At 71.3% G+C, this 25774-nt stretch carries 26 protein-coding genes and 1 tRNA gene; 18 read left to right on the top strand and 9 right to left on the bottom strand.

Going from position 1 to position 25774, the window contains the following annotated elements; genetic code table 11:
• Positions 1 to 4 precede the first annotated feature (4 nt).
• The 5 genes from BM424_RS08940 (at position 5) to BM424_RS08920 (ending at position 5760) form a co-directional block, all read left to right on the top strand.
• Positions 5 to 1432, top strand: coding sequence for a sensor histidine kinase (locus BM424_RS08940; protein ID WP_093415737.1), 1428 nt, complete (start codon positions 5 to 7; stop codon positions 1430 to 1432).
• A 116-nt stretch (positions 1433 to 1548) separates the two neighbouring features.
• A complete protein-coding gene (locus BM424_RS08935) occupies positions 1549 to 2340 on the top strand; it encodes a DeoR/GlpR family DNA-binding transcription regulator (protein WP_093415735.1) in 792 nt (263 codons plus the stop codon).
• Complete coding sequence (gene galT / locus BM424_RS08930; RefSeq protein ID WP_093415258.1) at positions 2337 to 3410, top strand: galactose-1-phosphate uridylyltransferase; 1074 nt, start codon at positions 2337 to 2339, stop codon at positions 3408 to 3410. The genes BM424_RS08935 and galT overlap by 4 nt, the downstream gene beginning before the upstream one ends.
• A gap of 170 nt (positions 3411 to 3580) precedes the next feature.
• Complete coding sequence (locus tag BM424_RS08925) at positions 3581 to 4987, top strand: S1C family serine protease (RefSeq protein WP_175547997.1); 1407 nt, start codon at positions 3581 to 3583, stop codon at positions 4985 to 4987.
• Positions 4988 to 5259: 272 nt separating this feature from the next.
• Positions 5260 to 5760: a MogA/MoaB family molybdenum cofactor biosynthesis protein gene (locus BM424_RS08920; protein ID WP_093415733.1), complete on the top strand. Its 501-nt coding sequence runs from the start codon at positions 5260 to 5262 to the stop codon at positions 5758 to 5760.
• 87 nt (positions 5761 to 5847) lie between these two features.
• On the opposite strand, the gene BM424_RS08915 is transcribed toward BM424_RS08920, so the two are convergent.
• Positions 5848 to 6180, bottom strand: a complete 333-nt coding sequence (locus BM424_RS08915) for an antitoxin (protein ID WP_093415256.1) — start codon at positions 6178 to 6180, stop codon at positions 5848 to 5850.
• A 119-nt stretch (positions 6181 to 6299) separates the two neighbouring features.
• Between BM424_RS08915 and BM424_RS28775 the strand changes: the two genes are divergently transcribed.
• The gene (locus tag BM424_RS28775; protein WP_175547996.1) at positions 6300 to 6476 is read left to right on the top strand and encodes a hypothetical protein; all 177 of its coding nucleotides are present in this window, start codon (positions 6300 to 6302) and stop codon (positions 6474 to 6476) included.
• Between the two features lie 4 nt (positions 6477 to 6480).
• Here the strand turns inward: BM424_RS28775 and mscL are convergent, their stop codons facing one another.
• The 4 genes from mscL to BM424_RS08895 form a co-directional block, all read right to left on the bottom strand.
• Positions 6481 to 6951 carry a large conductance mechanosensitive channel protein MscL gene (gene mscL / locus BM424_RS08910; protein ID WP_093415255.1) on the bottom strand — a complete coding sequence of 157 codons (471 nt, stop codon included), beginning with the start codon at positions 6949 to 6951 and terminating at the stop codon, positions 6481 to 6483.
• An 83-nt stretch (positions 6952 to 7034) separates the two neighbouring features.
• Entirely contained in the window at positions 7035 to 7286 is a 252-nt protein-coding gene (locus BM424_RS08905; RefSeq protein ID WP_093415253.1) for a hypothetical protein, read from the bottom strand.
• 232 nt (positions 7287 to 7518) lie between these two features.
• On the bottom strand, positions 7519 to 7830 hold the full coding sequence (locus BM424_RS08900) for an FmdB family zinc ribbon protein (protein ID WP_093415252.1): 312 nt from the start codon (positions 7828 to 7830) through the stop codon (positions 7519 to 7521).
• Between the two features lie 97 nt (positions 7831 to 7927).
• A complete protein-coding gene (locus BM424_RS08895; protein ID WP_093415250.1) occupies positions 7928 to 8521 on the bottom strand; it encodes a 5-formyltetrahydrofolate cyclo-ligase in 594 nt (197 codons plus the stop codon).
• A gap of 37 nt (positions 8522 to 8558) precedes the next feature.
• On the opposite strand from BM424_RS08895, the gene BM424_RS08890 reads away from it, so the two are divergent.
• The 7 genes from BM424_RS08890 (at position 8559) to BM424_RS08860 (ending at position 15696) form a co-directional block, all read left to right on the top strand.
• Positions 8559 to 9461 carry a UTP--glucose-1-phosphate uridylyltransferase gene (locus BM424_RS08890; RefSeq protein ID WP_093415248.1) on the top strand — a complete coding sequence of 301 codons (903 nt, stop codon included), beginning with the start codon at positions 8559 to 8561 and terminating at the stop codon, positions 9459 to 9461.
• 61 nt (positions 9462 to 9522) lie between these two features.
• Positions 9523 to 10746 carry a molybdotransferase-like divisome protein Glp gene (glp, locus tag BM424_RS08885; protein WP_093415247.1) on the top strand — a complete coding sequence of 408 codons (1224 nt, stop codon included), beginning with the start codon at positions 9523 to 9525 and terminating at the stop codon, positions 10744 to 10746.
• A gap of 6 nt (positions 10747 to 10752) precedes the next feature.
• Positions 10753 to 11418, top strand: coding sequence for a GNAT family N-acetyltransferase (locus tag BM424_RS08880; protein ID WP_093415245.1), 666 nt, complete (start codon positions 10753 to 10755; stop codon positions 11416 to 11418).
• 265 nt (positions 11419 to 11683) lie between these two features.
• Positions 11684 to 12610, top strand: coding sequence for a gephyrin-like molybdotransferase receptor GlpR (locus tag BM424_RS08875; protein WP_093415244.1), 927 nt, complete (start codon positions 11684 to 11686; stop codon positions 12608 to 12610).
• Positions 12611 to 12703: 93 nt separating this feature from the next.
• Positions 12704 to 12776: transfer RNA gene (locus BM424_RS08870), tRNA-Ala, on the top strand.
• 444 nt (positions 12777 to 13220) lie between these two features.
• Positions 13221 to 14801 carry an FAD-dependent monooxygenase gene (locus tag BM424_RS08865; protein ID WP_342742603.1) on the top strand — a complete coding sequence of 527 codons (1581 nt, stop codon included), beginning with the start codon at positions 13221 to 13223 and terminating at the stop codon, positions 14799 to 14801.
• A gap of 343 nt (positions 14802 to 15144) precedes the next feature.
• Complete coding sequence (locus BM424_RS08860) at positions 15145 to 15696, top strand: hypothetical protein (RefSeq protein WP_093415241.1); 552 nt, start codon at positions 15145 to 15147, stop codon at positions 15694 to 15696.
• Here the strand turns inward: BM424_RS08860 and BM424_RS29070 are convergent.
• A complete protein-coding gene (locus BM424_RS29070) occupies positions 15582 to 17495 on the bottom strand; it encodes a hypothetical protein (protein ID WP_217649657.1) in 1914 nt (637 codons plus the stop codon). The two genes, BM424_RS08860 and BM424_RS29070, sit on opposite strands and share 115 nt — an antisense overlap.
• Before the next feature lie 366 nt (positions 17496 to 17861).
• On the opposite strand from BM424_RS29070, the gene BM424_RS29065 reads away from it, so the two are divergent.
• Positions 17862 to 18356: a hypothetical protein gene (locus tag BM424_RS29065; protein WP_217649656.1), complete on the top strand. Its 495-nt coding sequence runs from the start codon at positions 17862 to 17864 to the stop codon at positions 18354 to 18356.
• A 6-nt stretch (positions 18357 to 18362) separates the two neighbouring features.
• On the opposite strand, the gene BM424_RS08850 is transcribed toward BM424_RS29065, so the two are convergent.
• On the bottom strand, positions 18363 to 19574 hold the full coding sequence (locus tag BM424_RS08850; RefSeq protein WP_217649655.1) for a glycosyltransferase: 1212 nt from the start codon (positions 19572 to 19574) through the stop codon (positions 18363 to 18365).
• A 401-nt stretch (positions 19575 to 19975) separates the two neighbouring features.
• Between BM424_RS08850 and BM424_RS08845 the strand changes: the two genes are divergently transcribed.
• Positions 19976 to 21169, top strand: a complete 1194-nt coding sequence (locus BM424_RS08845; protein ID WP_093415238.1) for a glycoside hydrolase family 64 protein — start codon at positions 19976 to 19978, stop codon at positions 21167 to 21169.
• Between the two features lie 107 nt (positions 21170 to 21276).
• Entirely contained in the window at positions 21277 to 22086 is an 810-nt protein-coding gene (locus BM424_RS08840) for an NBR1-Ig-like domain-containing protein (protein WP_245775719.1), read from the top strand.
• 211 nt (positions 22087 to 22297) lie between these two features.
• Here the strand turns inward: BM424_RS08840 and BM424_RS08835 are convergent, their stop codons facing one another.
• Positions 22298 to 23149, bottom strand: coding sequence for a helix-turn-helix transcriptional regulator (locus BM424_RS08835; protein WP_093415236.1), 852 nt, complete (start codon positions 23147 to 23149; stop codon positions 22298 to 22300).
• Positions 23150 to 23277: 128 nt separating this feature from the next.
• Between BM424_RS08835 and BM424_RS08830 the strand changes: the two genes are divergently transcribed.
• Positions 23278 to 24006 (top strand): SDR family oxidoreductase, encoded by a 729-nt coding sequence (locus tag BM424_RS08830; RefSeq protein WP_093415235.1) that lies wholly within the window; start codon positions 23278 to 23280, stop codon positions 24004 to 24006.
• A gap of 147 nt (positions 24007 to 24153) precedes the next feature.
• Entirely contained in the window at positions 24154 to 25161 is a 1008-nt protein-coding gene (locus BM424_RS08825; RefSeq protein ID WP_245775718.1) for an SDR family NAD(P)-dependent oxidoreductase, read from the top strand.
• Here the strand turns inward: BM424_RS08825 and BM424_RS08820 are convergent, their stop codons facing one another.
• A complete protein-coding gene (locus BM424_RS08820) occupies positions 25162 to 25704 on the bottom strand; it encodes a TetR/AcrR family transcriptional regulator (protein ID WP_093415233.1) in 543 nt (180 codons plus the stop codon). It lies immediately after the preceding gene.
• Positions 25705 to 25774 lie beyond the last annotated feature (70 nt).

Raw genomic sequence — 25774 nt, 5'->3', positions numbered from 1 at the left:
TCCGATGACCGTTCCCGCGCCACCCCCGCCCGAGCTGGACGAACCGCCGCGGCCGAGCAGGCTGCAGCGGGTGTCGCTGCGCAACCGCGTCACCTGGCTGGCCGCGATGTGCGTGGCCGGTGCCGTGGCGCTGGTGTCGGTGGGCGCGTTCGTGACCGTGCGCGACAGCCTCTACCAGCAGCTCGATGACAACCTCACCGAGCGCGCGGTGGAGGCCGCCGAGGGTCCGCTGGTGCGCACCGCCGACCTCCAGCAGGTGCCGGTGGCGTTCTTCGTCGCCACCAACTTCAAGATCAACGTGCTCTCCGCCGACGGCACCGTGTTCGGGCCCGAGGAGCGGCCGCCGATGAGCGTGCTGGAGCTGTCGGTGGCCAAGGGCGAGGCGCAGCGCTCGCTGCGCACCGACAAGGCCAGCAACAGCCGGGTCGTCGCGGTGCCCACCGGGCGCAACGCGGCGCTGGTCATGTCGACCTCGCTGCAGCCCACCCAGGGAACGTTGGCGCAGCTCAGCGTGGTCCTCGTGGTGATGGGCGGCGCGGGCATCCTGCTCGCCGCGGCGGCCGGGACCGCGGTCGCGCGGGCCGGTCTGCGACCGGTGCAGCGGCTGACGGCCGCCACCGAGCGGGTCGCGCTCACGGGTGATCTGCGGCCGATCCCGGTCAGCGGTGACGACGAGCTGGCCCGGTTGACGGCCAGCTTCAACGGGATGCTCACCGCTCTGGCCGAGTCGCAGGAGCGGCAGCGCCGCCTGGTCGCCGACGCCGGGCACGAGCTGCGCACGCCGCTGACCTCGCTGCGCACCAACCTGGAGCTGCTGCAGGCCGCGGCCCGGCCGGACGCGCCGTCGCTGTCCGAGCAGGACCGGCGGGAGATGTTCTCCGACGTCCAGGCCCAGGTGGAGGAGCTGTCGGCGCTGGTCGGCGACCTGGTCGAGCTCGCCCGCGAGGACACGCCGCAGGCCGTGCACGAGTCGGTGGACCTGGTCGAGGTCGTCGAGCGCGCGCTGGGCCGGGCCCGGCGACGCGCCCCGCGCATCGAGTTCGACGTGGCGTTGAGCCCGTGGGTGATGATGGGCGATGCGACCGCGCTGGAGCGGGCGGTGCTGAACCTGCTGGACAACGCCGCGAAGTGGAGTCCGGAGGGCGGTCGCGTCCGGGTCGAGCTGCGGCCGGAGGACGGCAGCGGGAGGACGGTGCTGGAGGTCGCCGACAGCGGTCCGGGCATCGCCGAGGCCGACCGGCCGCACGTGTTCGAGCGCTTCTACCGCTCGTCGGTGGCGCGCACGCTGCCCGGTTCGGGGCTGGGGCTGTCGATCGTCAAGCAGGTCGCCGAGCGGCACGGCGGGTCGGTGCTGGCCGCCGAGGCGCCGGAGGGCGGTGCGCTGCTGCGCATGACGCTGCCCGGCAACTCTCAGCAAAACGAACAGCAATGAACATTTGATTCCATTTCAGGCGGCTGCTCCCCGGCTGCCGGTCCGGTATTCCGTCAGGTATTGTTTGGTTTTGTTGACTTGACGGCTGAAAGACGGCGCCCGGCCAGGGAGTGGACGTGCTCGCACGACAACGCCAGGAAGTGATCCTCGACGAGGTGCGGCGCACCGGCGCCGTCCAGGTCGGCGACCTGGTGCAACGACTCGGCGTCTCCGACATGACGATCCGCCGCGACCTCGACGCCCTGGCCCGCCGCGGCCTCGTCGAGAAGGTCTACGGCGGCGCGACCTCCACCATCGGCACAAGCACCGACGAACCCGGCTTCGAGGCCAAGTCCGTCCGGCAGCTCACCGAGAAGGAAGCGATCGCCGCGCTCGCCGCCGAGCAGATCCAGCCCGGCACCGCGATCGGCCTGTCCGCCGGGACCACGACCTGGACGCTCGCGCGCCAGCTCGACGAGATCCCGGACCTGACCATCGTCACCAACTCGGTCCGCGTCGCCGACGCCCTGCAGCAGCGCGGCCGCGTCGACCGCACCGTCGTGCTCACCGGCGGCGTGCGCACCCCGTCGGACGCGCTGGTCGGGCCGGTGGCCGTGCAGTCGCTGCGCTCCCTGCACCTGGACCTGGTGTTCCTCGGCGTGCACGGGATGGCGCCGCGCGCCGGTTTCACCACGCCGAACCTCAACGAGAGCGAGACCAACCGGGCCTTCGCCGAAGCCGCGGGCCGGTTGGTGGTGGTCGCCGACAGCTCCAAGTGGTCGACCGTCGGGATCTCGACGATCGTCGATTTCGACGAGGTCGATCTGCTGATCAGCGATCAGGGGCTGCCGCCCGAGGCGCGCGAGCTGCTGGGCGAGCACGTCGAGCTGCTGCTGGCCGACCAGCAGCCAACGGAGGAGGAAGAGTGAAGCGCACCGCGCGCCGCCTGGCCGACGGCCGGGAGATCATCTACTTCGACGCCGAGCCGGGCGCGAAGCGCACCGCGGAGGACACCCGCGAGCTGCCGCCCCAGGCGCCGGCGTCGGAGATGCGGCGTGATCCGCTGACCGGGGAGTGGGTGGGCATCGCCGCGCACCGGCAGTCCCGCACCTACAAGCCGCCGGCGGAGATGTGCCCGCTGTGCCCGAGCACCCCGGGACGGCCCAGCGAGATCCCGGAGTCCGACTACGACATCGTCGTGTTCGAGAACCAGTTCCCGTCGTTCGCGCAGGGCATCCCCGGTGAAGCGGGTGTCGTGGACGGGATGCCGATGGTGCCGGCCGCGCCCGCGCGGGGCCGCTGCGAGGTCGTCTGCTTCACCTCCGACCACAACTCCTCGTTCGGCGCGCTGAGCGCGCAGCGGGTCCGCGGCGTCGTCGACGTCTGGGCCGACCGCACCGCCGCGCTCAACGCGACGCCCGGTGTCGAGCAGGTCTTCTGCTTCGAGAACCGCGGCGAGGAGATCGGCGTGACGCTGCACCACCCGCACGGGCAGATCTACGGCTACCCGTTCGTCACGCCCAAGACCGCGACGATGCTGCGCGTCGCCGAGGAGTACTTCGCCGAGCACGGCACGCACGTCATGGGCGACGTGCTGGCCGCCGAGCGCGCCTCCGGCGAGCGGGTGCTGGTCGACTCCGAGCACTGGACGGCGTTCGTGCCCGCGGCCGCGCGCTGGCCCGTCGAGGTGCAGATCGTGCCGCACCGCCAGGTCCCCGACATCGTCGCGCTCACCGACGCCGAGCGCGACGACTTCGCCACCACCTACCTGGACGTGCTCGGGCGCCTGGACCGGCTCTACGACAAGCCGCTGCCCTACATCGCCGCCTGGCACCAGGCCCCGGTCAGCACCGGCCGCGACCTGTCGTGGCTGCACCTGGAGCTGTTCTCGGTGCTGCGCAGCGCCGACAAGCTCAAGTACCTGGCGGGCTCGGAGTCGGGCATGGGTGTGTGGATCAACGACGCCACCCCGGAGCAGATCGCGGCCCGGCTGCGCTGAGCACCGCCCGGACCGGCCGTCCCGCGCGGCCGGTCCGGGCGGAAACTCCGTCCCGTTCTCGCCTTTCGGGCGGTTCGCCGGGGTGGGTGAGAACGATCATGGCGACTTATCATGCGGGGCCACAGCCAGATCTCAGGCACTTCTCAGACGCCCGGAGCACAGTGGGAGCCATGACCGAACACACCCCGGAATTCGGCGACAAGCCGGAAGAGCCGAAGCCGAGCGGAGAAGGCCTCGGCGCGGGCGATACCCCTCAGTCCGGGGTGCCGTCCCAGCAGCCGAACGCCGCCTCGGCGCAGCAGCCGTCGAACCAGGGAGTCCAGCCCGGTGCGGCGAGCCAGCCGACGCAGCCCACCCAGTACCAGCCCGGTGCCCAGCAGCAGCCGGGCGCGTACGGCCAGGACCCCTACGCGCAGCAGCACCCGTACGGCGTGCCCCCGCAGCAGACCCAGCAGTTCGCGCAGCAGCCCTGGTACACCTCGGGCCAGGCGACGCAGCAGAAGAAGTCCGGCCGTGGCCTGGCCACCGGTGTGGCCGTGCTCGCGCTGGTGTGTGGCCTGGTCGGAGGCGGTGTCGGCGGCTTCGTCGGGCACCAGCTCGCCGGTGACACCAGCAACGGGGCCAGCGCGCTCGACGAGTCCAAGCCCGCGCGCAGTGCCAGCACCGCCCCGCAGGGGTCGGTGCAGCAGGTCGCGCAGAAGGTCCTGCCGAGCGTCGTGCAGATCCAGATCTCCAGCGCGCAGGGCTCCGGCGAGGGCTCGGGCATCGTGCTCAGCAGCGACGGCCTCATCCTCACCAACAACCACGTCGCCGAGGGCGGGCAGGGCGGTCGGCTGACCGCGCTGTTCCACGACAACCGCACCGCGCCGCTGCGCGTGGTCGGCACCGACCCGAACTCGGACCTGGCGGTGGTCAAGGCCGACATCACCGGGCTGACCCCGGCCGAGCTCGGCCGCAGCGACGACCTGCCGGTGGGGTCGCAGGTCGTGGCCATCGGCTCGCCGTTCGGCCTGTCCGGCACCGTGACCAGCGGCATCGTCAGCGCCAAGGACCGCCCGGTGCGCGCGGGCGGCGAGTCCGGCAGCCAGGACACCGTCCTCAACGCGCTGCAGACCGACGCCGCGATCAACCCCGGCAACTCCGGTGGCCCGCTGGTGGACATGGACGGCCGCGTGGTCGGCATCAACTCCGCGATCTACAGCCCCGGATCCGGCCAGGAGCAGGCCGGTTCGGTCGGGCTGGGCTTCGCGATCCCGATCGACCAGGCCCGCCGGATCGCCACCGAGCTCAAGGAGACCGGCTCGGCCAGCCAGAGCACGCTCGGCGTGATGATCACCAACGCCCCCGACCGGCCCGGTGCGATGGTCCGCCAGGTCACGCCCAACGGCCCGGCCCAGCAGGGCGGTCTCCAGCCGGGCGACGTGATCACCAAGCTCGACGACCGGTCGATCCTCGACTCGGACGCCCTGGTCGCCGCGGTCCGATCGCACAACCCCGGTGATCGCGTGAAGATCACCGTCGCCGGCCCCGGCGGTGAGCGCACGGTCGACGTGACGCTCATCGGCCAGAAGGGCTGACCCCCGATCGCGTCGGCCGAGTTCCCGCAGCCCCATGCCCCCTTCCTGTGCGGCTGCGGGACCGGCCGACGTGTCCACCTGCTCGCCCGTCCTCACGCGACGACGCCCGGAGAACCCGCAGGGCGGCGAGGGCGGTTGTGAAGACGAAGAACCCCCTGGGGAGGACCATGTCCGACAAGACCCGCACCGCGACCGGCATCACGCCGAAATTGGTGGAGCTCACCGACTCCTTTGACCTGACCGAACCCGACCTTGGCACTACGGTTACCGGCATGGAACGCAGCGCGCAGCGGCTGGGGCGGGCTCTGGTGGTCGTGGTGGACGACCGGATCGCCCAGGGCGAGCAGGAGGACAACATCGGTCCGCTGGTGACCGAGTTGCTGGAAGAGGCCGGATTCATCGTCGACGGAACCGTCGCGGTGGCCGGGGAAACGGTGGACATCCGCAACGCGCTGAACACCGCGGTGATCGGCGGCGTCGACGTGGTGATCACGGTCGGCGGCACGGGCGTGTCGCCCCGGGACGTCACCCCGGACGCCACCGCCGGCGTCCTGGACCGGCCGGTCCCGGGCATCGCGGAAGCGCTCCGCGCCTCCGGGCTGGCCGCGGGAGCGGTCGACGCCGGGGTGTCGCGCGGGCTCGTCGGGGTCTCCGGCAGCACGTTGGTGGTGAACCTCGCCGGTTCGCGGGCCTCGGTCCGCGACGGCATGGCGACCCTGACGCCGCTGGTGGCCCACGTGATCGAGCAGCTCTCGGGGCTCGACACCCCGTGAGCTAGGTCCCGACGACTCCTCGAGGGGGAGAACCAGAAGAGCGGTGGCGGTTCCCGCGTGGGGAACCGCCACCGCTCTTCTCGTCGATCAGCTGGGCTTCGAACCGCCTGCGGGGTCGTCCGGGCCCTTGTTCTGCGAACCGTTGGACCCGGTTCCGGGGTCGTCCTTCGCGGCGGAGTCCCCGTTGCCGGGGTTGCCGCTGCCGGAGCCACCGCTGTCGGAGTCCCGCTTGAGGACGCCCTCGACCTTGCCGCTCACCGACTCGATCTGGTCGTGGTACTTGCCGCCGGTGGCTTTGTCCAGGCTCGACTTGGCGGCGTCGAGCCCTTTGGCGGCGTTGGGGCCCGCCTTCTCGGCGAGTTCCTCGGCCTTGCCCTTGGCTTGGCCGGCCAGCTCCTTGGCCTTGTCCAGGAAACTCATCGCAGCCTCCCTGCGTCGTTGTCTCCCGCGACGGCGAGATACGCACTCACTGTAACCGATTTCACACTCGCTGAGACCGGTTCGTGCGAGAGCCACCGCGATCGAGGCAGGATGGACGGGTGACCAGCGAATCCCCCGAGAAGAAGGCCGAGCGCGACCGGCGCCGCAGGCTCGCCGAGATCTTCGGCGACGTGCTGCCGGAGACGACCTCGGACGATCGCCCCGAGCCGTCCGGGGAGAGCACCCGCGAGAGCTGGTACCGCGAGAACCGGCCCCCGCACCACGACGCCCGCTAGGGCATCAGTTGCGCGAGGCGGCGCTGCTGCCGTTGCCCGCCGTGGTCTTCTCCTCGGTGCTGGCCAGGCCCTCGATGTGCGGCAGGCCCTGCTCGGCGCGCAGCAGGTTGCGGATCTCCAGCAGCAGCTCGACGTCGGTGGGCTCGGACTGGCCCTCTTCCTTGCCCTTCTTGCGGCGCTCGGAAATCTTGTTCATCGGGAGGACGAACAGGAAGTAAACGACGGCGGCCGTGATGAAGAACGTGATCACCGCGTTGATGACCGCGGCGAAATCGATCGTCGACGCCTTGTTGCCCGCCACGATCTCGATGCTCAAACCGGTGACGTTGCCACCGCCGGTGGCGGCGATCAGCGGCTTGATGATGCTGGTGGTGAAGGCGGTGACCAGGGCGGTGAAGGCGCTACCGACGACCACCGCGACGGCGAGGTCGATGATGTTGCCGCGCATCAGGAAGTCCTTGAATCCCTTGAGCACGCTGGAACTCCTCTCGAAGAAATGCGGGTCCGGAATTTCCGGATCGATGATCGCGCCGTTTCTCGCCGCCGATCGGCGCGGTTTCAGGCACTGCGGGGCAGCGTAACGGTAGTTGAATCGTGGAAAGTCGTTGCCGACGCTAAATGCTCACCCGTTCGGGTTACTCCTGTGGCGATGTCCACATCCGTGTGCCTCTGCCCGAGGGCGAGGACCAGCGCCAGCAGCAGGAGGGCCGCGGCCGCCGTTCGGCGCAGCCACAGCGCGTTGCGCCTGGTCAGCAGCGTCTCGCGCAGCCGGTCCAGCGGCGTGGGGTCGAGCCCGGAGCGTGCGGGCATGGCGCTCCTCCCTCGAGCGTTCGGCGGAGATCGGGTGCGTCCGAAGGTAGGGACGCGCGTGCCGACGGGGGAAGGGGCGAGAGCGAATCTGTGGAGCAACCCGCTGCCTGTGGACAACTCCGCTCACCCCTGCGGATGAACGAGGACGCCCCGGGTGCGGAATTCGGACTTTTCGCGCGCACGACAAAGCCGCCGGCCACCTCGCGAGGTGACCGGCGGCGAAGGAGTGCGATCAGGAAGCCGCGGCGGTGGTGCTGCTCGACGACCCCGAAGACGACGAGCTCGACGACGAGGAGCTGGACGAGTCCGAGGAGGAGCTCGACGAGGAGCTCGACGACGACGAGCTGGTCGTGCTCGACGAGGACGAGGAGCGGTTGTCGGTGCGGTAGAAGCCGCTGCCCTTGAACACGATGCCCACGGCGTTGAACAGCTTCCGGAGTCGACCCTGGCACTGCGGGCACTCGGTGAGGGAGTCCTCGCTGAACGACTGCACCTGCTCGAATCGATGGTCACATTCGGTGCAGGCGTACTGATATGTGGGCACGGCCGCGAACCTCCGAAATCTGGGCTTGGCACTCAAGCTACGGGAGTGCTAACCCGATAATGCTAGATCACAGGTGTCCAGTGCAAACAGCGCTACGTCACACCGGCAGCCGCACGACCCCGCGCGAGGGTGTGACGACGCTGGTCATCCGCACGTCGTGGTCCTCACCGGGCAGCGAGGGGACGAACTCGGAATCCCGCACGACGCCCAGCAGCTCCGCCGCCGGATCGCGCAACGGCAGCGACCGGTCGTAGTGACCGGCCCCGCGGCCCAGCCGGACGCCCTGGTGATCGATGCCCAGCGCTGGGACGAGGATCACCTCGGCGCGGGCGATCGCCTCCGCTCCCAGCCGCTCGCCCGCGGGTTCCAGCAGGCCGAACGTCGCCGGTTCCAGCGAGTCCGGGCCGGTGTACTCGGCCCAGTCCAGCGGCTGCCCGCGTCGCACGATCGGCAGCAGCACCCGCAGCCCGGCCTCGCGCAGCACCGCCGGGAGATCGGCGCCCGGCTCCGGCCCGACCGGCACGTACGCGGCGACGACCTCCAGCTCACGCCGCTTCAGCCAGTCCAGCGCGCTCGCCAGCAGAGCCCGGTCGTCGGCCTGCCGGGTTGGTTCGTCCAGTTCGTCGCGCTGGCGCAACAGTCGGCTCCGCCAGTCCGCTTTCGACGTACAGAATTCATCCAGTGAGCTCACGGGTTCACTCTAGGTTTGACCGATAAGCTGCGGCGTCATGAGCAGCCCGACGAGCACGCCGACCGCGTTCCGGACCGCCATCGTGCCGGCGGCAGGCCTGGGAACCAGGTTCCTGCCCACCACCAAAGCCGTGCCCAAGGAGTTGCTCCCGGTCGTGGACACGCCCGGGATCGAGCTGGTCGCCACCGAGGCGGCCGAGGCCGGAGCCCAGCGCCTGATCATCGTCACCTCGCCGGACAAGGGCGCTGTCGCCGACTACTTCCAGCCCAACCCGGAGCTGGAGCAGACCCTCAAGGCCCGCGGCAAGGACGACCTGCTGGCCAAGGTGCACCGGGCGTCGGAGCTCATCGAGGCCGAGACCGCGCTGCAGGAGAAGGCCCTCGGGCTGGGGCACGCGGTCGGCTGCGCCGAGGACTCGCTGGGCGAGGACGACGACGCGGTCGCCGTCCTGCTGCCCGACGACCTCGTGCTGCCGACCGGGGTGCTGAAGCGGATGGCCGAGGTCCGCGCCCAGCACGGCGGCAGCGTGCTGTGCGCCTTCGACGTGCCCCGCGAGCACATCTCCGCCTACGGCGTCTTCGACGTCGCCGACACCGACGCCGACGACGTCAAGATCGTCAACGGGATGGTGGAGAAGCCGGCCGCGGCCGACGCGCCGTCGACGCTGGCCGCCGCCGGCCGATACCTGCTGGACCGGGCGGTCTTCGACGCGCTGCGGCGCATCGAGCCCGGCGCCGGTGGCGAACTTCAGCTCACCGATGCCGTAGCGTTGCTGATCTCCGAGGGACACCCGGTTCACGTCGTGGTCCATCACGGTGGGCGACACGACTTGGGAAATCCTGGCGGTTTCCTGAAAGCTGCGGTGGACTTCGCGCTAGCGGATCCCGAGTACGGGCCGGACCTGCGGGACTGGCTCGCCGAGCGGATCGACAGAAGCTGATGCCGAACGCCGGGTAGGCCCACCCCGGCACCGGTTGAGGAGCGGGGAAGAGGCGACAGCCATGAGGTCAGTGGACGAGCAGCTGGCGCGCGTGCTCACGGCCGCCGTCCGGCCCGCCCCTGTTCGGGTGGCGATCTCCGAGGCGCAGGGACTGCTGTGCGCCGAGGAGGTCGTGGCCGAACGGGCGCTGCCCGGATTCGACCAGGCCGCGGTCGACGGCTACGCGGTGCGCAGCGTCGACGTGCAGTCGGCAGCCGAGGAGTCCGTGGTGCTGCCGGTGGTCGGGGAGATCCCAGCCGGATCGCGACAGCCGCGCAGGCTCCAGCCCGGTCAGGCGGTGCGGGTCGCCACCGGCGCCCCGCTGCCCACCCTGGCCGACGCCGTGGTGCCGCTGGACTACACCGACCAGCACCCGGCCAAGATCACCGTCGAGCAGCCGGTCCCGTCCGCCGCGTTCGTCCGGCGCACCGGGGAGGACGTGCAGACCGGCGACGTCGCCGTCCGCCGCGGCGCGCCCATCGGCTCGGCGCAGGTCGGCCTGCTCGCCGCGGTCGGCCGGGACAAGGTGCTGGTGCACCCGCGTCCCCGCGTGTCGATCATCTCGCTGGGCGACGAGCTCGTCGACGTCGACCGCACGCCCGGCCAGGGCCAGGTCTACGACGTCAACTCCTACGCGCTGTCCGCGGCCGCGCGCGACGCCGGCGCCGAGGTCACCCGCGTCGGCATCGCCAGCAACGACCCGCGCAGGCTGCGCGAGGTCGTCGAGGGACGCCTGCTGCTGTCGGAGATCGTGGTCATCGCCGGTGGCGTCGGCGGCACCGCGGGTGGCGACGTGCGCTCCGCGCTGGCCGACCTCGGCTCGCTCGACGACGACCGGGTCGCGATGCAGCCCGGCTCGGTGCAGAGCTTCGGGCGGCTCGGCCCGGATGAGATCCCCACGTTCGTGCTGCCCGGCAACCCGGTCAGCGCCCTGGTGGTCTTCGAGGTCCTGGTCCGGCCGCTGATCCGCTCCGCGCTGGGCAAGGAGAACCCGCACCGCCGCAGCGTCTCCGCCGAGCTGCTCTCGCCGATCACCGCGACCAAGGCCCGTCGCGGGTTCCTCCGCGGCCAGCTGCTGCGCGACCCCAAGAACGGCTCCTACCTGGTGCAACCGCTGGGCACCTCCGGTTCGCACCTGCTGGCCTCGCTGGCCGAGGCGAACTGCCTGATCGTCGTGGACGAGGACATCACGGAGGTCGCGGCGGGCGAGGACGTGCAGGTGCGGTTCCTCTCGCAGCGTTCGTGAGCCGGGATGCAGCCCACCGACGCTGATGGGTTCCCGATCGGCCGCCACCCGGGCTGGCCGGCGCGGCTCGGTCCGCTGCGCACCGCCCGCGGTGTGGTGGCGCTGCGCCCGCCCCGGCTGCGCGACGGCGGGATCTGGAGCCGCACGCGACTCCAGGACCGCGACTACCTGCAGAAGTGGGAGCCGACGACGCTCGGCGGCTGGCGGGAGCGCAACGCGGCCGCCGCCTGGCCCGCCCAGTGGGCGGCGCTGCGCGGGATGGCCCGGCGCGGTCAGGCGCTGCCGTTCGCGATCACCGTCGACGGCGAGTTCGCCGGGCAGCTGACCATCGGCAACGTGGTGCGCGGCGCGCTGCGCTCGGCGTGGACCGGCTACTGGGTGGCCAGCAGGCTCGCGGGCGGGGGAGTGGCGCCCGCGGCGGTGGCGCTGGCCGTGGACCACTGCTTCGGCCCGGTCGGGCTGCACCGGCTGGAGGCCACCGTCCGGCCGGAGAACGAGCGCAGCATCCGCGTCCTGGAGAAGTCGGGCTTCCGCCGCGAAGGGCTCTTCCAGCGCTACCTCGACGTCGCCGGGGCCTGGCGGGACCACTACGTCTACGCGCTGACCATCGAGGAGATGCCCGACGGCGCGGTCACCCGGCTCGTCCGCTCCGGCGGCGCCACCCGTTTCTAGCGGCTGAGATCGATCGCACAACCGCGGCGCCGACCTGCGCCGATGCGGCGCGGATTGCTCCGAACGGTCGCCTGATCGAGCGCATTCGGCGGTAAGGAATCCGACACGCCGGTGTCGATGGTGCGCCCGACCGCTCCGCTCGTGCGGTTCTGTAGTCCGAGGTGCACCTGTTGCGCGGCGTGGCTGCGAGACACGAGTGGCCGATGTGACTAGCGTGGCGATCGCAGATCTGTGCACTGCCGGTGGCCAGGGGGAGGTGGCGACGATGCCGAGCTCATTGATCTTCGCTGCGCTGGCGGCGGCCTGGTTGGTCGTCCTGGTGCCCATGTTCGCGCGCCGCCGGCAGGAAGTGTCCAAGACCACCGATTCCGCGCTCGCGGCCCGAGTCGTGCGGCGCGGCAGTGATCGGCGACCGGCGAGATCGGAAGCCGCGACAACCGACAGGGTGGAGGTCGGGATGCCTGAACCCGGGCTGGACGTCGACGAGCAGGACGTGGACGAGACCGTCGAGGAGCACGACGAGGACTGGCGTCCCGTCAACAGCGAGGACGTCCGCGCCGGGCGTCGCTACCGGCCGGGCCGGGGCGGCTACGACCCCGAGGCCGCGGCGCTCGTCGCCCGCGCCAAGTACGCCCGCAGGCAGCGCATCGTGCTCACCATGCTGCTGCTCGCGGTCACCACCGCGCTGCTGGCCGCCCTGCTGTGGCCGGTCCTGTGGTGGGGGCACGCGCTGGTCGACCTGTCACTGGTCGGCTACCTCACCTACCTGCGCCGCCAGGTCCGCATCGAGGAGGACATCCGCGCCCGCCGCCTCGCCCGCATCAACGGCGAGCGCGAGCTCGACGAGCAGGAGCTGGACGAGGCCGGGCACGACGAGCGCGACGACTACCGCGACGAGGACTACCGGGACGGCGACCACCGCGACCGGGACTACCGCGACGGCGACTACCGGGACGACTACGACGACTACACCGGTGACCCCGAGTTCGACGAGCTCGACGAGTTCGTCGAGGACTACGAGGACGAGATCGAGGCCGAGCGCAGGCCCGAGCCCGTCTCCGCCCAGGACCGCGCCGCCGACATCCGCCCCGTCGTCCCCGGCGTCCGCGTCGAGATCGACGACGAGGACCCCGTGTTCGACGAGCTCGACGAGCGCACCTGGGAGCCCTACCGCAGGGCCGCCGGGGAGTGACCGACCGGAAAAGAGGGGGTGCTGCAAGAGCCCCCGGAGGCTCTTGCTAAGCTTTCCCCACAACAAAGCCGGAGGGTCCGACTCACCGGTCGAGGGGCTGTAGCGCAGTTGGTAGCGCGTCTCGTTCGCATCGAGAAGGTCAGGGGTTCGATTCCCCTCAGCTCCACGCCGCGATTGGAAACGCCCTGCTCACGCAGGGCGTTTCGCTTTATCGCTCTGTCATGATTTTGGGGGAGCGACTCCCCCAAGCCCCCTACGGTGCGGTGGCCGCTCGGGGAGGGCTCCTCACTTGAGCGTCGTTCCCGGCCTGCTCAGTGACCAGCGATTGACTCGGGGCGAGTTGTGTCCGCGGAATGCGCGGACCTGCTCGTCCCGATGTGTTAGTTGCGGGGGCCGAGCCCCCGCAGGCCCCCACGGTGCGGTGGCCGCTTGGCGTCGGCTCCTCTCGTTGAGCGCCGTTCCCGGCCTGCTCAGTGACCAGCAGTCCGCTTTCCGCTGGCTTTTCCTGCTTCCCTCGCCTTTCCTTGCTGTTCTTTGCTTTTCTTCGTTTTGGTTTGGTGCTTTTCTGGATCTTTCTGGTTGTGTCCTGGCTCGGGTCGGGAGGATCGTGATGGCGGTGTCAACCGAAACTCCTGGGATGTCTGGGATGTCCGGGTCTTCTCCTGCTGATTTCGATGTGGTCGTTGCTGGGGGAGGGCCTGTGGGCTTGATGTTGGCTGCGGAGCTTCGGTTGGGTGGGGCCTCCGTCGTGGTGGTGGAGAGGTTGACCGAGCCCTCCACCGGGCTCAAGGCCGGGACCTTGAACCGGCCCAGCATCGAGGCGCTTCACCGGCGCGGTCTGCTGCCCGCGCTCCGGCGTGCCCAGCAGCAGGACGAGTGGTTCGTCTCGTTCCTCTCCGGAGGGGAGGGCGGCGAGCGGGCGCTGCCGAGGTTCGCCGGCCACTTCGCCGCGATCCCGCTCAGCGAAGCGCTCCTCGACGACTCCGATCCCGAACTCTCCGACCTCCACCCGCTCGACCTGGTCGCCCTGGTCCACCAGAAGCGGATCGAGGAGATTCTCGCCGAGCACGCCGCGGCTCTCGGGGTGGAACTGCGCCGGGGCGTGGAGCTCACCGATTTCGCCGAAGACGCCGACGGCGTGACCGTCGAGACCAGCGACGGACCAGTCCGGTGCGGATGGCTCGTCGGCTGCGACGGCGGCCGGAGCGAGGTCCGCAAGCGCGCCGGATTCGACTTCCCGGGAACCGAACCGGAAATCACCGCCTACCACGCCGTCGCCGACATCACCGGGACGCAGGACCTCGGCGTCGGCTGGCAGGTGAGCCCGACCGGCGTCTACATCAACGACCCGGCGCGCAGGAGGATCACCACCATCGCCTTCGGCGGTGCCCCCGCGGAACGTCACGCGCCCGCCACCGCCGACGAGCTGCGGGCCTCGATCCGGCACGTGACCGGCGCCGACGTCACGATCAACGCGATCACGAGCCTCACCCGGTTCACCGACAACGCCAGACAAGCCACGACCTACCGGCGGGGCAGGGTTCTCCTCGCGGGCGATTCCGCCCACGTCCACTCGCCGTTCGGCGGGCAAGGGCTCAACCTCGGCCTCGGAGACGCCGTGAACCTCGGCTGGAAACTGGCCGCGACCGCGCGCGGAACGGCGCCCGACGGGCTGCTCGACACCTACACCGCTGAGCGGCACCCCCTCGGCGCGTGGGTGCTGGACTGGACGCGCGCCCAGATCGCGCTGATGCGCCCCGAACCGCACGCCCGCGCGCTGCGCCAGGTGGTCGGGGATCTCGCCGGGACCACTGACGGCACCACTCACCTCGCGAAGAAGATCGCCGGCATCGGCCAGCGCTACGACCTCCCCGGAGACCACCCGCTGGTCGGTGCCGGCGTTCCCGACTACGACCTCGCCGACGGTTCCCGGCTCAGCGACCACGTGCACGACGGCAAAGCGCTCCTGCTCGACCCCGCGGGCTCGTTGCGGGACGCCGCCGAGGCCTATCGCGACCGCATGCGGACCATCACCTCCGCTCCCCGCGGAGACGACGTCCCGGCGGCCGTTCTCGTGCGTCCCGACGGCTTCGTCGCGTGGGCGGGCGAACCGGACCGCGACGCGGTGAACGCGGCGTTGGAGACCTGGCTCGGTGCGCCGTTGGACGTCGGTCCCGGGAATCGTGTGTGAAACCGAGAAGACGAATCAAGATCGCTGTTCATGTTTTCGATCTCGGTTCGTCCGAAACGTGCGGATTTTTGTGGTGGATTCACGTTTTCGCAGGTCGTGATCACTCGTTCGGGGATCATGGTCGGTCTCGCGGAGCGGATCTTCCGCGAGGTTTCACTCTCTAATCGAGTTAGTTCGTCCAAACACGGGCCACGACACTGGCTTCGCATCTGGGGATGCTCCACTTCGGACGAATGTGGGGCGCTTGTTCCTGCGACCGAGCAGGTTTCGCTCCGGACATCGCGGATGTGACGCGCGGACGCCGTTGTCGTGACCCGGCGCTTGCGGAGAGAGGGCGTGCCGGATGGGAACGAGGAACAAGAAGGTCCTGTGGGCCCTGGTGGCCCTGGTCGTCGTCCTGGCCGGAGTGGGCGGCTGGATGCTGCGGTCCGGCGGGCCGATCAGCGCCTCCGGTTCCAACCCCGTGCCCGTCGGGACGCCGACCATCGTCTCGACCAGCGAGCTCGAAGACCTCGCCGGTCAGCACTACCCGCTCTACTGGGCGGGCGAGCGCCCCGACACGAAGATCGAGGTCACGGTCACCAGGAAGAACGCGATCTTCGTCCGGTACCTGCCGCAGAACGTCCCCGCCGGTGATCCCGGCCAGTACCTCACGGTCGCCACCTACTACGCCATCAACGGCTACGAGGCGTTGCGCGGTGCGCAGGAGGACATGGCCGACGTCGCCGAAGCCGAGGACGGCGCTCTCATCGCCGTCTTCCACAACCGGTCTCTGTCGACCTACTTCTCGTTCAAGAACGGGGGATTCCAGACCGAGGTCTTCTCGCCGATGATCGGCGAGTCCAAGCAGCTGACCGACAACGGGACGATCAAGATCGTCGGCGGTGACTCGTGAGTCGTCGCAGGGCGGCTCGAGCGCGCCGCACCGTCGACATCGTCGTGAGCTCCACCGCGGCGATCGTCGCGGTGTTGAGCACTCCTTCCTCCGCGCTGGCCGTCGCCGGTCCCGAACAGCCCTGGTTCGGCGTGGGTCCGGCCGGGGTGGAAGGACCGGTGTTCGGCGAGCCGGGGTCGGCGACCGCGACGGCACTGCCGTCCGCTCCTTACTCCGGCCCGTCCGGTCCGGAAGGAGCGCAGGGCCCGCAGGGCGCGGACGGTGCGCAGGGCGCGCAAGGACCAGCCGGAGGGCCGCGCGGCCCGCAGGGCGCCACCGGTGCTCAGGGCGGGACCGGGGCGCCGGGGGCCGTTGGCCCGCAAGGCGAAACCGGTGCTCCCGGCGTCGCGGGTCCGGCCGGACCGCCCGGGCCCCAGGGAGCCGAAGGAGCGCAGGGCCCGGCGGGAGAACCGGGCACGGGCGAGCCGGGACCTCAGGGCCCGCAGGGCGCCGACGGCGCGATGGGCCCGGCCGGTCCGCAAGGAGCCGACGGCGCGGCGGGTCCCGCAGGCCCGCAGGGGCCGCAGGGCGACACCGGTGCCCAAGGACTCCCGGGCGCGACCGGTCCCGCCGGTCCGCAGGGCGCCGATGGTGCGCCGGGTCCGCAGGGTGCCGACGGTGCCCCTGGCGCTCCCGGTGTTCAGGGACCGCAGGGCGAGATCGGTCCTGCGGGCCCGGCGGGTCCTGTTGGTCCGCAAAGCGCTGATGGTGCGCCGGGCGCTCCCGGTGCGCAGGGGCCGCAGGGCGACGTCGGTGCCCAGGGCCCCGCCGGTCCACAGGGGCTGACCGGTGCGCAGGGACCCATCGGCCCGCAAGGCGTTCCCGGAGCCGACGGCGCAGCCGGTCCGCAAGGCCCGCAGGGCGACGTCGGCGCCCCAGGTCCGCAGGGTGCTGCGGGCCCGCAGGGTGAGGTCGGTCCGGCTGGTCCTGTCGGTCCGGCGGGTCCGCAGGGTGCCGATGGCGCTCCGGGTGCTCAGGGTCCGCAGGGTGATCCTGGTCCGCAGGGTGCTGCGGGCGCGCCCGGTGCGCAGGGCGCTCCGGGTCCGCAGGGCGAGATCGGTCCGGCTGGGCCTGCCGGTCCGGTGGGTCCGCAAGGTGCCGATGGTGCTCAGGGCGCCGCGGGGCCTCAGGGCGCTCCCGGTGCTCCGGGTCCGCAAGGCGAGGTCGGCCCAGCGGGTCCGCAGGGAGCTGACGGTGCTCCGGGAGCGCAGGGGCCGCAGGGTGATGTTGGTCCGGCGGGTCCGCAGGGCGCGGTCGGTCCGGTGGGTCCGCAGGGCGCCGATGGCGCCCCGGGTGCGCAGGGGCCGCAGGGCGAGGTCGGGCCGGTGGGTCCGCAGGGTGCTGACGGTGCTCCGGGTGCGCCTGGCCCGCAGGGAGATCCGGGTCCGCAGGGTGCCCAGGGCGCTCCGGGTCCGCAGGGTGAGATCGGTCCCGCTGGTCCTGCCGGTCCGGCGGGTCCGCAGGGGCCGCAGGGTGATCCTGGTCCTGCGGGTCCGCAAGGCGCTGCGGGTCCGCAAGGTGAGGTCGGCCCGGCGGGTCCGCAGGGTGCTGACGGCGTTCCGGGTGCGCCTGGGCCGCAGGGAGAGCCCGGTCCGCAGGGCGCTGCGGGTCCGCAAGGTGAGGTCGGTCCCGCTGGTCCTGCTGGTCCCGCGGGCCCGCAGGGTGCGGATGGTGCTCCGGGTGCTCAGGGGCCGCAGGGTGATCCTGGTCCGCAGGGTGCTGCGGGTGCGCCCGGTGCTCAGGGCGCCCCTGGTCCGCAAGGCGCGATCGGCCCGGCTGGTCCTGCCGGTCCGGCGGGGCCTCAAGGTGCTACCGGTGCGCCCGGTGCTCAAGGCGCTCCCGGACCGCAGGGTGCGGCGGGTGCTCAGGGAGCACCGGGTCCGCAGGGCGCTGCTGGTGCGCAGGGAGCTCCGGGTGCTCAGGGCGCTCCGGGCGCCCAGGGGGCCGCGGGGCCGCAAGGTCCTGCCGGTCCGCAGGGTGCGACGGGCCTGCCCGGACCGGCGGGACCGCAAGGCGCCCAGGGTGCTCAGGGCGCCCAGGGGCCCGCCGGTCCGCAAGGCGCGGCGGGGGCTCGCGGTGCTCAGGGGGCGGTCGGACCCCAAGGGCCCGCCGGCCCGCAGGGTGACGTGGGTCCTCAGGGCGCCACCGGTGCGCAGGGTGCGCAAGGACCGCAGGGAGCTCCGGCTCCGGCGGTCGGTGGGTACCTCTACACCACGTCCACGGCCGGCAACGCGGCGAACTCGATCGTGCCCATGTCCACCCTGCAGGCGCCGTACGGATCCGGTGTGACGCTGAACAGCAACGGCAGCGTGACGTTGGCTCCGGGTGTCTACACGGTCGACTACACGTTGCAGGGCGATCCTTCCGGTACCGGGACCGTGCAGTCGGAGCTCGTTTCGGCCTATCTCAACTGGAACGGGGCCGAACTGCAGGGATCGCGGGTGAAGTCGACGACGGCTACCACCGCAGGCCTGGAGGGGCAGGTGTCGAACACGGTCACCATCAACGCCACCGCCGGCGGGACCGTGTCGCTGATGAACGGTGCCGTGGCGATGACGCACAACTCCACCCTGGCCGGAATCGTGGCGAGCATGAACATCCACCAGGTGCTGGCCTACTGATCCCGCTCAGCAGAGAAGCGGCCCCCCTTGGCGGGGGCCGCTTTTCACTGCCAGCAGGTTCGCGTCGACGTAGGAGATGTCGTGGGCCGCGTCGAAGTCGGTGGGGTAGTAGGTGCGGATCCCGCTGACCTGGAAGCGCATCGGATTGCCGGGGAAAGCGTGGTCGCGGCGCTCGGCCTGGGTGAGGTACCAGAAGCTGTTGGCGTTCCAGAACGACACGTGCGTCGGGTCCTGGAACGCGCCGCGCCCGTCGGTGCTCGGCGTGGTCGTGAGCACCAGGCCGCCGTGCGCGAGGACCCGGTAGCACTCGGCGAAGAAGGCGCCGCGATCGGAGATCCGCTGCAGGAGGTCGGTCGCGACGATCACCCCGACCGAGTCGTCGGCGTGCGGCAGCACCGGCCGGGCCGGGTCGATCTCGAGCTCGTCGGCGCCCGGCTCGACGGCGCGGCCGGTCCACGAGCGGGTGTGCAGGTCGAGCGCCGCCAGCCCGGACCGCTTCGCCCACGCGATCGCCAGCCTCCGCACGCCGCGGTGGTACCGGGCGACGGTGTCGTCCTGGATGAGCCGGTTGATCCGCTGGTCCCGCTGGGTGTTGCCCTGGTGCATCCGCTGCAGGTACAGGCATTTCGGGATGCGCCGGAACTCGCCGATCTCGTAGAGCCGCATCATCAGGTCCTGGTCGTCGAGGACCTCCAGCGAGGCGTCGTAGCCGCCGACCCGCTCGTAGGCGTCGCGGCGGAACGCGCGCACGTGGTTGGGCGCGTACCAGATGTAGCTGACGTTGTGCGGGCTCGGTTCCAGCGCCAGGCAGCGGTCGAGCGGTTTGCCGTCGACGTCGACCGGCTCGTACTCCCAGCCCATCGCCGGGTTGAACCGCTCCTGCCGGGCCGAGCCGTCGGCGTTGATCTCCGCGAAGTCCGAGTACACCAGCACCGCGGCCGGATCGGCCTCGAAGGCGGCGACGACCTCGGCGAGGCAGGTGGGGGCGAGCAGATCGTCGTGGTCGAGCTCGACCAGGACCTCGCCGGTGGCCAGCGCGCACGCCTCCCGCTTGATCGCGCCGACGTGCCCGGTCGCGGTGCCGCGCAGGACGCGGATCCGCGGGTCCGGTTCCGGCGGGGACCACTCGGCGGTCCCGTTGAGCAGCACGACCCACTCCCAGTCGGTGTGGGTCTGGGCGAGCACCGTGCGGTGGCACTCGTCGAGGTAAGTCGGCACGTGGCTGGCTGTGAAGACCGTCGCTCGCACCAGCGGATGCTCGCACGAGGTCGCCGGGAAGATCGTCGCGACGCGCGTGCGGAGCGGCGCGCACCGCCCGATCGAGGAACCGGCCCCTTTTCACCGGGCACGTAAATCGGTAGTGTTCGGTTCACCCGAGAAAATCCCGGATTTTCATCCCGGGTCCGGCCCCGCGTTCCCATTTTTCTGTCGAATTGTGGCCCCGGGTATTGCGCGAGAAACCGTGAATGTGCGGTTGCTTTCAATAATGTTCAGGTGTGATTGTTTCGCTCCAATTGGGGGTATGGAAGGGGTGGTTCAGACCGGCAGACTTCGGGATCGATCACGAGAGAGGATCGGCTGCCCAACGTGGTGGTCTCGTTGTCTCTGGAGGTATCCACATGGTTTCTCGCCGGCGGTTTCTCGGTTATTCCGCTGCGGCCCTGACGGCGCCGTTCTGGGCTCAGGCGATCAGCGCTCCGTTCGCTTCCGCGGCTCCGGAGAGCATGAAGTTCGTGCTGCAGAACAACTCCGGCGGTCCGGCCAACGCCTACATCGCCGGATTCTCGGACGCCGAGAAGAAGGCCGTGTTCATCAAGGCGGACGGCACCCCCTACTTCCCCGAGGCGGGCGGCCCCGAGCCGACGCCCATCGGTGACGAGGTCGCGATCCCGGTCGACGGCACCGTCGAGGTCACCGTGCCGCGGATGTACGGCGCGCGGGTGTACTACTCGCTCAACGACACCCTGGAGTTCCAGGTCGTGCAGGGCGCCGACGGCACCACTTCGGTCGTGCACCCCAACTTCGTCTCCAGCGAGGACCCGAACTTCGGCAAGGACTGGACGTTCGCCGAGTTCACCCTCAACGCCGAGCAGCTCTACGCCAACATCAGCTACGTCGACTTCGTCGCGGCGCCGATCGGTCTGCACCTGACCACGACCGGCAGCGGTGAGCAGAGCGTTCCCGGCATGTCGACCGGTGGCATGGACAAGGTCGCCGAGGCCCTCAAGGGCATGGGCGGCAACTGGGCCGGCCTGGTGCAGGAAGCCGACGGCCGGGTCGTGCGGGTGCTCAACCCGAACCACCGCGCCGCCGACTTCGAGGGCTACATGGAGCCCTACGTCGACGAGGTCTACGCCAAGTACGCGGGCGAGTCGCTGTTCGTCGACACCCAGCGCGAGGACCTGGGCATCATCGAGGGCAAGGTCGAGGGCGAGGAGCTGGTGTTCGGCTCGGAGCGCTTCGCCAAGCCGTCCTCGGTGGACATCTGGGGCTGCAACAGCGGTCCGTTCGCCAACAACCCGGAGAGCGACTCGCAGGAGCGCCTGGCGATCGTGCCGCGGCTGGCGGCGGCGTTCAACCGCACGACGCTGCTGATCAACCCGAACCAGCCGCACGAGGAAGACCCGGCGACGTTCTACCAGAACGACATCACCAACCACTACGCCCGCGTGGTCCACGAGAACCTGCCCGACGGCAAGGGTTACGCGTTCGCCTACGACGACGTGAGCTCCAACGCCGGCGAGGACCACAGCGGCAAGGTCAACGCCGGTGACCCCGAGGTCTTCACGCTGACCCTGAACGCGCTGCGCTGACCGAGAGCCCGATCCCGGGCGGTTCAGCGGGAACGGCGGCCGATCCACGACGTGGGTCGGCCGCCGTCGTGCTCGGGGGCGAGCGGCGTTGCGCAAGAATGCTCGACGTGGACGATTCTGTGCGCGGGGACGACGCGGCGCGCAAGCGAGGCCGCAAGCAGCAGCGGCCGGACCCGCAGGAGAGCCCGATCGCCGAGTTCGCCTGGCGGTTGTGCGAGCTGAAGGAATCCGCGGGCGACCCGTCCTACGACCGGATGCGCACCGAGTTCGGCGCGATGGCCTCCAAGTCGGCGCTGTCGGCGGCCGCGCGGGGCAAGGACCTGCCGTCCTGGGAGACGACGTGGGAGTTCGTCCGCAGCCTCGCCGTCGGCGTGCTCGGCCAGGACGCCGAGACCGCGCGGCGGGAGTGGTCGGCGCGCTGGGAATCGGCGCGGACCGCGGGGGAGCCCGCACCCGCCGAACCTCCGGCGCGGCGACCGTCGTGGTGGACGTGGCCGGTCGCGGGGGTTGTGGCGGTGCTCGTCGTGGCGGGCGCGGTCTGGTGGGCGTGGCCGGAGGAGCGCCCGATCCCCGGTGACGCGTCGCTGATGCTCAGCGAGACCGTCCCGGACGGCACCGGGTTCGCCGCGCGCGAGACCTTCGTCAAGACCTGGGAGGTCCGCAACGTCGGCCGCGAGCCGTGGAGCGGCCGCTACCTCGCGCAGGTCTTCCGCGAGGGCGACGCCGCCTGCACCGCTCCGCAGCGCGTCTCGGTCGGCGAGGTCGCTCCCGGCGAGACCGTCCAGCTCGCCGTGCCGGTGTTCACCGGCGAGAAGCCCGGCCGCTGCAAGATCGGGTGGAAGATGGTCGACGAGGACGGTCGCGAGTACTTCCCGAAGGACCTCCGTCCGGTCTTCTTCGACATCCGGGTCCGGTGACGTCCGGCTCCGGTCCTGACCGCGGGACTCCCCGACACCCCCGGTCGGCCGGGGAGTCCCGCTCGGTCACCACCCATGTTGCTCACTCGAACGGGTGAAGATCCACAGATCAATGGGCAGGTCTTCCCCGCAAGCCAATTCCGGATGTCTCCGCAGGTCACAGCATTGACCAACCGCAGTCCTGGCCAAAGATCGGCCCGCCTCGGTGGGGTCAGGACGGGTCCGGGGTGAGGGATTGGGTGCCGAGGACGCCGAGGAGGTCGAGCTTGTCGGCCGAGTCGGTGCCGACGGCGGGGGTGAACCACAGGAGTCGCTGCCGGCAGTCCTCGCTGACCAGGTTCAGGCAGTTGACGTCGATCGTGCCCAGCTCCGGGTGCACCAGCCGCTTGCGCTCGTCCCGCCGGACGGCGATGTCGTGCCGGGCCCACAGGTCCGCGAACTCCGGGCTGCGGTGGAGCAGGTCGTCGACGAGCTCGCGCGCCTCCGGGTCGTCCGGGGCGCGGCGGGCGACGGCGGCGCGCAGGTCGGCGACGAACGTCCACGCGTGGTGCGGGTGGTCCTCCTCCGGGTACAGCGCTCGCGAGCCCGGGTCGGTGAACCAGCGGTGGACGAAGCTCGCCCGCATCCCCGTCTCCGGCACCTTCGGCCCGAGCAGCGCCACGGCGAGGTCGTTCTGCACCAGCGTCACGTGCAGATCGGTGATGACCTGGGCGGGCGTGCCGGACAGCCGGTCCAGCAGGTCGAGCATCCCCGGGTGCACGTGGGCCGCCGACCCGCCGCGCAGCGGCAGCGGCCGTCCGGCCAGCGCGTAGAGGTGGTCGCGCTCGTCGCGGGTGAGCCGCAGCGCGCGGGACAGCGCGGCCAGCATCTGCTCGGACGGCTGCGCGCCACCGCCCCGCTCCAGCTCGATGTAGTAGTCCACCGAGGCCCCGGTGAGCTGCGCGACCTCCTCGCGGCGCAGCCCCGGCACCCGCCGCCGCGGCCCGGTGGGCAGGCCGACGTCCGCGGGCCGGATGCGGTCGCGCCGCTTCTTGAGGAAATCGCCGAGCTCGCCCAGGTTCACGTCGTCCAGTCTCCGCCGGTGGCGCGGGGCTGAGCCAGGGGACGGTGGCCCCCGGGTCGGTGGCGACTGGTTGGCCTCGGGGTTCCGGCGCAGGGTGGGTGCAGGTCACCGAACGAGAGGGAACACGCATGACTCGCACTGCCATCGTCACCGGCGGTTCGCGCGGCATCGGCCGCGAGATCGTCACCCGGCTCGCCGCCGACGGATTCGCCGTCGTCGCCGGGTACGCGGGCAACGAGGAGCTCGCCACCGAGGCCGTGGGGGAGGTGCGGGAGTCGGGCGGTCGCGCGATCGCCGTGCGGGCCGACGTGGCCGACGAGCGCGCGGTGGCGGCGATGTTCGACGCGGCCGAGGCCGAGTTCGGCGGGGTGGACGTGGTCGCGCACGCGGCCGGGAAGATGGTGCAGTCCACCGTCGCCGACCTGGACCTGGCCGACCTCGACGAGGTCTACCGCACCAACGTCCGCGGCACCTTCGCCGTCGCCCAGCAGGCGGCCCGGCGGTTGCGCGACGGCGGCGCGCTGATCACCTTCTCGAGCTCGGTGGTCGCCCTGGCCTTCCCGGCCTACAGCCCGTACACGGCGACCAAGCGCGCGGTCGAGGCGATGACGATGGTGCTGGCCCGCGAGCTGCGCGGCCGCGACATCACGGTCAACACCATTGCCCCCGGCCCCACGGCCACCGACCTGTTCTTCGAGGGCAAGACCCAGGAGACGATCGACCGCCTCGCCGCCCAGCCCCCGCTCGAGCGCCTCGGCACCCCCGCCGACATCGCCGCCGCCACCGCCTTCCTCGCGGGCCCCGACGGCCGCTGGATCAACGGCCAACTCCTCCGAGCCAACGGCGGCATCATCTGATCCCCGGGTCAAATCCTGCGGTATTCGACCGGTCGAAAACCGCAGGATTTGACCGGTCGAATACCGCGGTTTTTGACCCGAGGTCGGGGGTCGAGAGGTGGGTAGGGTGTAAGTCAACGGTGTTGACTTGTTGGGTTGGAGGGTTCCGTGGGTGAGGTGCTGAGCGGGAAGAGCACGGTGGGGGCCTGGTTGGCGCACCCGGAGGGAGGGGCGTTGATCCGGGAGATGCTGGCTGCCGCCGGGCAGGAGCCCGAGGCGTTGGCGCCGGTGAGCGGGTTGCCCTTGGAGCAGCTGGTGGAGCTCAGCCAGGGGGCGTTGAGCCGGGAGGCCGTGGACGAGCTGGTGCTGCGGGTCAACGGGGGTGTGCTGCCCGAGGACGACGCCGTCGCGTCCGGGTGGCGGGAGCGGATCGTGCCCGGGCGCTTCGACGGCAAGACCGTCATCGTCACCGGGGCCGCGTCCGGGATCGGCCGGGCCACCGCCTCGCGGATCGCGCGGGAGGGCGGACGGGTCGTCGCCGCCGACATCAACGCCGGGTCGCTCGACGAGCTCACCGCCGAGCTGCCCGGCGCGGTCGCGGTGGCCGGGGACATCTCGCAGGCCGCCGACGTCGAGCGGATCGTGGCCGCCGCGGGCGAGCGGATCGACGGGCTGGCCAACGTCGCCGGGGTGATGGACGACTTCAGCCCGCTGCACGAGCTCGACGACGCCACCTGGGAGCGCACCTTCCGGATCAACGTCGACGGGCTGATGCGGCTGACCCGGGCCGCGCTGCCGTCGATGCTGGCCGCGGGCGCGGGCTCCATCGTCAACGTCGCCTCCGAAGCGGCGCTGCGCGGCAACGCCGCCGGCGTCGCCTACACCGCCTCCAAGCACGCGGTCCTCGGCCTCACCCGCAACGCGGCCTTCATGTACGGGCCGTCGGGCATCCGGGTCAACGCGGTCGCCCCGGGCGGCGTGGCCACCGGCATCGGCTCGTCGATGGGGGAGATGTCGGAGTTCGGCCGCGAGCGCACCGGCGGGTTCATCGGCCTGATGCCGCCGGTGGCGACCGCGCCGCAGCTGGCCGCCTCGATCACGTTCCTGCTCAGCGACGACGGCGTGAACCTCAACGGCGCGATCCTGCCCTCCGACGGCGGCTGGTCGGTGCAGTGATCACGGCGTGAGCAGCCGCTGCAGCAGAGCGCCGTAGCGCTCGACCAGCCCGTCCCGGTCGGCGGCCAGCCGCTGGTCGCCGACCACCCACAGCGAGTACAGCAGCCCGCCGACCAGGGCCGCGGCCGAGCGGGCGCGGTCCTCGGCGTCGTCGCCGCCCATCCGCACCCGCAGCGGCTGCACGAACGAGGTCTCGTGGGTCTCGCGCAGCCGCGCGGCGATCTGCGGGTGGCCGCTGCCCTGCACCATCGCGAGGTAGATCGCGCGGGTGCGGGCGTCGGAGTCGAGCAGCACCTCGACGAACCGGGCGCCCAGCCGCTCCAGCGGCACGTCCAGCAGCGGTTCGTCGTCGATGCTCAGGTGCATGGTGTCCAGGAACAGCAGTTCCTTGCTGCCGAAGTGCCGGATCACCAGCGCCGGATCGGTGGCCGCCCGCGCGGCGATGTCGCGGACCGAGGTGTCGGCGTAGCCGCGCTCGGTGAACAGCCGGGTCGCGGCCTCGCGGATCGCCTCGCGCGTCTGGGAACCGGACCTCCTGGCCATGCCGCCGAGGATATCCGGACGATCTCCGCCGGCCCGGGCCAGGAACCGGGCGTGGTGACCTGCTCGCGAT

The sequence above is a fragment of the Saccharopolyspora flava genome (assembly GCF_900116135.1).
GTDB lineage: Bacteria > Actinomycetota > Actinomycetes > Mycobacteriales > Pseudonocardiaceae > Saccharopolyspora > Saccharopolyspora flava.
The sequence above is the reverse complement of the archived record's forward strand: the minus strand, read 5'-3'. Positions and strand labels throughout refer to the sequence as shown.

Bases quoted from the DNA above. Each gene is read 5' to 3' on its own strand.
- BM424_RS08925 (WP_175547997.1), top strand. From the start codon at position 3,581: ATGACCGAACACACCCCGGAATTCGGCGACAAGCCGGAAGAGCCGAAG.
- BM424_RS08860 (WP_093415241.1), top strand. From the start codon at position 15,145: ATGGGAACGAGGAACAAGAAGGTCCTGTGGGCCCTGGTGGCCCTGGTC.
- BM424_RS08890 (WP_093415248.1), top strand. From the start codon at position 8,559: ATGAGCAGCCCGACGAGCACGCCGACCGCGTTCCGGACCGCCATCGTG.
- BM424_RS08845 (WP_093415238.1), top strand. From the start codon at position 19,976: ATGGTTTCTCGCCGGCGGTTTCTCGGTTATTCCGCTGCGGCCCTGACG.
- BM424_RS08940 (WP_093415737.1), top strand. From the start codon at position 5: ATGACCGTTCCCGCGCCACCCCCGCCCGAGCTGGACGAACCGCCGCGG.
- glp (WP_093415247.1), top strand. From the start codon at position 9,523: ATGAGGTCAGTGGACGAGCAGCTGGCGCGCGTGCTCACGGCCGCCGTC.
- BM424_RS08830 (WP_093415235.1), top strand. From the start codon at position 23,278: ATGACTCGCACTGCCATCGTCACCGGCGGTTCGCGCGGCATCGGCCGC.
- BM424_RS08880 (WP_093415245.1), top strand. From the start codon at position 10,753: ATGCAGCCCACCGACGCTGATGGGTTCCCGATCGGCCGCCACCCGGGC.
- BM424_RS08905 (WP_093415253.1), bottom strand. From the start codon at position 7,286: ATGCCCGCACGCTCCGGGCTCGACCCCACGCCGCTGGACCGGCTGCGC.
- BM424_RS08865 (WP_342742603.1), top strand. From the start codon at position 13,221: ATGGCGGTGTCAACCGAAACTCCTGGGATGTCTGGGATGTCCGGGTCT.
- BM424_RS08920 (WP_093415733.1), top strand. From the start codon at position 5,260: ATGGAACGCAGCGCGCAGCGGCTGGGGCGGGCTCTGGTGGTCGTGGTG.
- BM424_RS08820 (WP_093415233.1), bottom strand. From the start codon at position 25,704: ATGGCCAGGAGGTCCGGTTCCCAGACGCGCGAGGCGATCCGCGAGGCC.
- BM424_RS08915 (WP_093415256.1), bottom strand. From the start codon at position 6,180: ATGAGTTTCCTGGACAAGGCCAAGGAGCTGGCCGGCCAAGCCAAGGGC.
- BM424_RS08875 (WP_093415244.1), top strand. From the start codon at position 11,684: ATGCCGAGCTCATTGATCTTCGCTGCGCTGGCGGCGGCCTGGTTGGTC.